3 protein-coding genes are annotated in these 3,910 nt (G+C 75.5%); all 3 read right to left on the reverse strand.

Annotated features, from left to right (window positions below; genetic code table 11):
• Positions 1-298 precede the first annotated feature (298 nt).
• Positions 299-1,612 carry a hypothetical protein gene (locus AB0J52_RS31135; RefSeq protein ID WP_500186301.1) on the reverse strand — a complete coding sequence of 438 codons (1,314 nt, stop codon included), beginning with the start codon at positions 1,610-1,612 and terminating at the stop codon, positions 299-301.
• Between the two features lie 82 nt (positions 1,613-1,694).
• The gene (locus AB0J52_RS31140; RefSeq protein WP_500186302.1) at positions 1,695-2,669 is read right to left on the reverse strand and encodes a hypothetical protein; all 975 of its coding nucleotides are present in this window, start codon (positions 2,667-2,669) and stop codon (positions 1,695-1,697) included.
• A 26-nt stretch (positions 2,670-2,695) separates the two neighbouring features.
• A partial coding sequence (locus AB0J52_RS31145) for a tetratricopeptide repeat protein (protein ID WP_500186304.1) occupies positions 2,696-3,910 on the reverse strand: 1,215 nt, incomplete at its 5' end.

Consider the following 3,910-nt stretch of genomic DNA (forward strand, 5'->3'; position numbering starts at 1 on the left):
CTGCCCGAACCGGTGGCGGCCGCCTTCGACCGGGCGCTCGGCGGGCTGCGCTCCCTCAGCGGCGTGCCCGACGCGGTCACCGAGGCGTTCGCCGCCTCGGGCGACGACCACGCGGGCAGCGCCGACCGGCTGCTGCTGCGGCTGGAGGGCGTGGGCACCGCGCGGGCGGTCGGCATCGCGCTGGTCGCCGAGAACATCGTGGACGCCTTCCGCGGGGCGGTGCTCTCCTGGTACCGGCGCGGTCCCCGCCGCCCGCAGGACGTGCTGGACGGCCTCTGCGACAACTACACGTTCCTCATCAATGACCTGCGCATCGACCGTCTGGAGGAGCTGGTCGAGCCTGGGGCGGCGGGGGCTGCGGGGGCTGCGGCTGCGGCGGGTGGAGCGGGTGCGCCGGTCGCGGTCGACCGGCTCGGCGAGAGCCTGCGAGAACTCCCGCGAACCGTCCAGCGGATCCTCGCCGTCCCCTGACTACCTCCCGCCCCACGGCCAACCGCCCGCCCGCGGTGTCCGCGCCGTCCGCGGTGTCCGGGCCGCCGGTGGACGCCGGTCCGCCTGCCGCCGCCCGTTCGCCCGCAGCCATCCGTCCGCCGGCGAAGGCGTTCGCGAGCAGGTAGAGCGAGTTGACCACCAGGATCGCGGGCGCGACGACGGCGACGCTCTCGGGGAACACCGGTTCCAGCAGCAGCGCGAGCGAGATCGCCGTGATGCCGTTCTGCTGGGCGAGCGCCAGGAGCACCTTGTCCGGACGGCTCTGCGCGCGCGTCAGCGGCACGCTGACGATCGCCTGCGCGGCGAACGCGACGATGCCGAGGACGACGCCCTGCACCGGCCGCACCCCGCCCGCCAGCACCACTCCCAGCAGCAGCGACGCCAGCACGAACGCGGTGTCCACCGAGCGGTCCAGCAGCCGGTCGGCGGACCGGCCCGGCGGTTCCGGCCGCAGGCCGAGACCGGCGATCGCGACGGCCAGCACCCAGAACTCGGTGACCGCCACGACCAGGAGCGCCGCCAGCACCGCCATCTCGATCCAGAACCGCCGCCGCGCGGGCAGCGACCGGACCGCGCGCGCCGCGAGCAGCGCGAGCCCGCCGGCCAGCAGGTTGCCGGCCAGGTCGACGGTGAACGCGGACACCCCCAGGTGGAGCTGCCCGCCGCCCTGCAGCGAGACGGCGATCGCGGCGGCGTAGATGGTCAGCAGCGTCGTCACCGGGTCGTCGAACGACGCCCAGGCCAGCAGCAGCCCCCGGCCGCGCGACGACAGCCGCGACGAGCGGCCGAGCGCCGCGACCGACAGCGGGTCGATCTGCGCGACGGCGATGCCGAGCACCAGGTACATCGGCCGGCCGAACACCCCGTAGAGGACGGCCCCGATCAGCACCGACTTCAGCAGCACGCCCACCGTGACCGCGGCGAGCACCGTCCGTCCGTCGGTCCTCAGCTGCCCGAGGTCGATGGACCGGGTGCTGGCGTACAGGCCGACCGCCAGCAGCGCCGCGACGGCGGGCGGGTACCAGGACGCGCCGGTGACCCGTCCGGCCGTGCCGTCGGGAAGGCCGAGGAGGACACCGGCGGCCACCACCGCCAGCATGAGCGCGAACCGTTTGGCCATGGGAGCGGCCCTTCGACGCCGGGTGACGGGGTGCCCCACGTTGGTATCCCCGTGGAGATCGGCCGTCAACCGATCGGCCGGGTCAGGCCCTGCTCTCCGCGAAGAGGGCCTGCACGAGGTCGCCGAGCACCTCGTCGGCCTGGCACACGTGCGCCTGGTGGACGGTGACGCCGACCAGGTACTCCGACGCCGACAGGCGGTAGTAGTAGACCGCGCCCTGCTCGACGTCCAGGACGATGCGCAGCACCCGGCCGCGGACGGCCTGGGCGCTGGTCTGCGCGAGCTGCCGGGCGTGGCCGCCGAGGTCCTCGGCGAGCCGGTCGTAGAACGCCCGGACCGCCATGGCGGGCACCCGCGCCGAGCGTCCGCGCGCGACCTGCCCGTGTTCGAGCACGTCGGCGCTCTCCAGCAGCACGCCGTCCCGGCAGTGCGCCAGGTAGATGAGGCCGACCGGGTGCAGCGCCCGCTCGAACCGCGCGACCAGCCCCGGGCCGCGTTCGCGGCGCATGAGGCCCGGCAGCGGACGGGTCGTCTCGGGCAGCACTTCCTCGAAGGTGTCCCAGCCGCCGGGGTTCTGCGGCGGCAGGCCGATCTGGTGGCGCAGCAGGTCGGTGAGGCGGCAGGCGACCCGGTCGGCGTCGCGGACCAGCGGCACCCGCGGCAGGGACAGCGGCGGGCCGCCGGCGGCGGCCGACGCCAGGCCGAACACGATGCCCAGCACGTAGTTGCGGGGCGTGACCGAGACGGCGAACAGGGCGCCGCGCTCGGCGTGCACGACCATCCGGATCAGCCGGCCCGTCCTGGCCTCGGCCAGCTCGTTGTCCAGCGCGCCCATGGCGAACGCGAGCTGCTCCTCGACGCCCCGGTACCGGGTGTGCCGGTCCGGTTCGTCCAGCCGGCCGACGGCGAACTCGTAGACGCCGTGGTTGTACTTGGCCAGGTGGTGCGGCGCGCCGTCGGTCCCGAGCTGCCGGGTGAAGGCCGAGACCACCTGGTCGCCCTCCCGCAGCGAGGCGGGCCAGGTGGAGTATCCGCCGCCGTTCGTGCCTTCCGTCACCGTGCTTCCCCTGTCGCCTCGCCCCGTCACGTGCAGGGCACTTCCACGTGGTGGACCGGGAGCGGGACCTCCTGGTCCGCCGCCTCGACGGCCGCGCGCGCCGTGAGGTGGACCGGATGCGTCTCCCCGAGCAGCTCGGCGGCCCTCGCGGCGACGTCGGCCGCCAGCTCCCCGGCCTTCCGGTACCGGCCGTTCGCTCCGTGCGCCCGCGCCAGGTGCAGGACGGCCGCCATCGACCAGGGGTGGGACTCGCCCAGCCGGTCGCCGAGTCCCTCCGCCGCGTCCGCGCAGACCCGCAGCCCCTCGGCGGCGCGGCCGTCGTCGAGGGTGAACGCGCCGATCGCCATCTGGCACAGCCCCACGAAGGGATGGTCGTCGGAGAAGTGGTCCACGAACCCGCGATGGCAGGTTCCGGCCAGCGCCAGCGCCCGGGAGGTGCTCCGTCCGGCGCGTTCGATCGCGAGGCTGAACGTCGCCGCCAGCGCGTTCGGGTCGCCGGCCCCCAGCACCGCCGCCATCTCGCGCTGGACCTTCGACAGGTCCGCCGCGCCGGGCCCGCCGGGCGGGCCGGGGGACGAGCCGTCGAAGGGGCCGCCGGCCGCGCGCCGGGCGATCGCGAGCTGGTGGCGCAGCAGCAGCCCGCCGTAGGTGTCGCCGTCGCGCTGCCCCTCCAGGACGAGCAGCCGGCGGCTGAGCAGGTGCACGGCCTCGTCGGCGCGGCCGGTCACGGTGAGCAGCTCGCCGACCCGGTGGGTCAGGCGGGTGGTGAGCCGGTCGCCGGGCCGCGCGCGGGCGACCTGGACGTCCAGCGCCTCCCGCGCGACCTCCAGCGCGGAGCCGTGGCGGCCGGCCAGGTGCTCGATCACCGCCCGGTTCAGCGCGGTGAACAGCGTCTGCCGGTGGCTGTCGCCGAACAGCTCCACCGACCGGACGTGCAGTTCCTGCATCCGTCCGAGCGCCTGGGTGTACTGGCCGAGGACGTGCAGGTCGTACGCCATGCCCCGGTCGGTGGTGAGCAGCGCGTTGCGTCCGGCCGCGCCCGCCGCGCGCAGCAGCGGCACCGCCTGCTCGGACCGCTCCGCCGCCTCGCGGAGCATCCCGACGCCCCGGTAGAGGTTCGCCAGCCCGCTGAGCAGCCGGCCGGTCAGCAGGTCCGGCGGCCAGGCGGCGGCGATCAGGCACACCGTCTCGGCGACCCGCCGCTGCCGTCCGGGATCGCCGGACGTCGCCTCGAACAGCAC

The sequence above is a fragment of the Spirillospora sp. NPDC049652 genome, assembly GCF_040675125.1.
GTDB lineage: Bacteria > Actinomycetota > Actinomycetes > Streptosporangiales > Streptosporangiaceae > Spirillospora.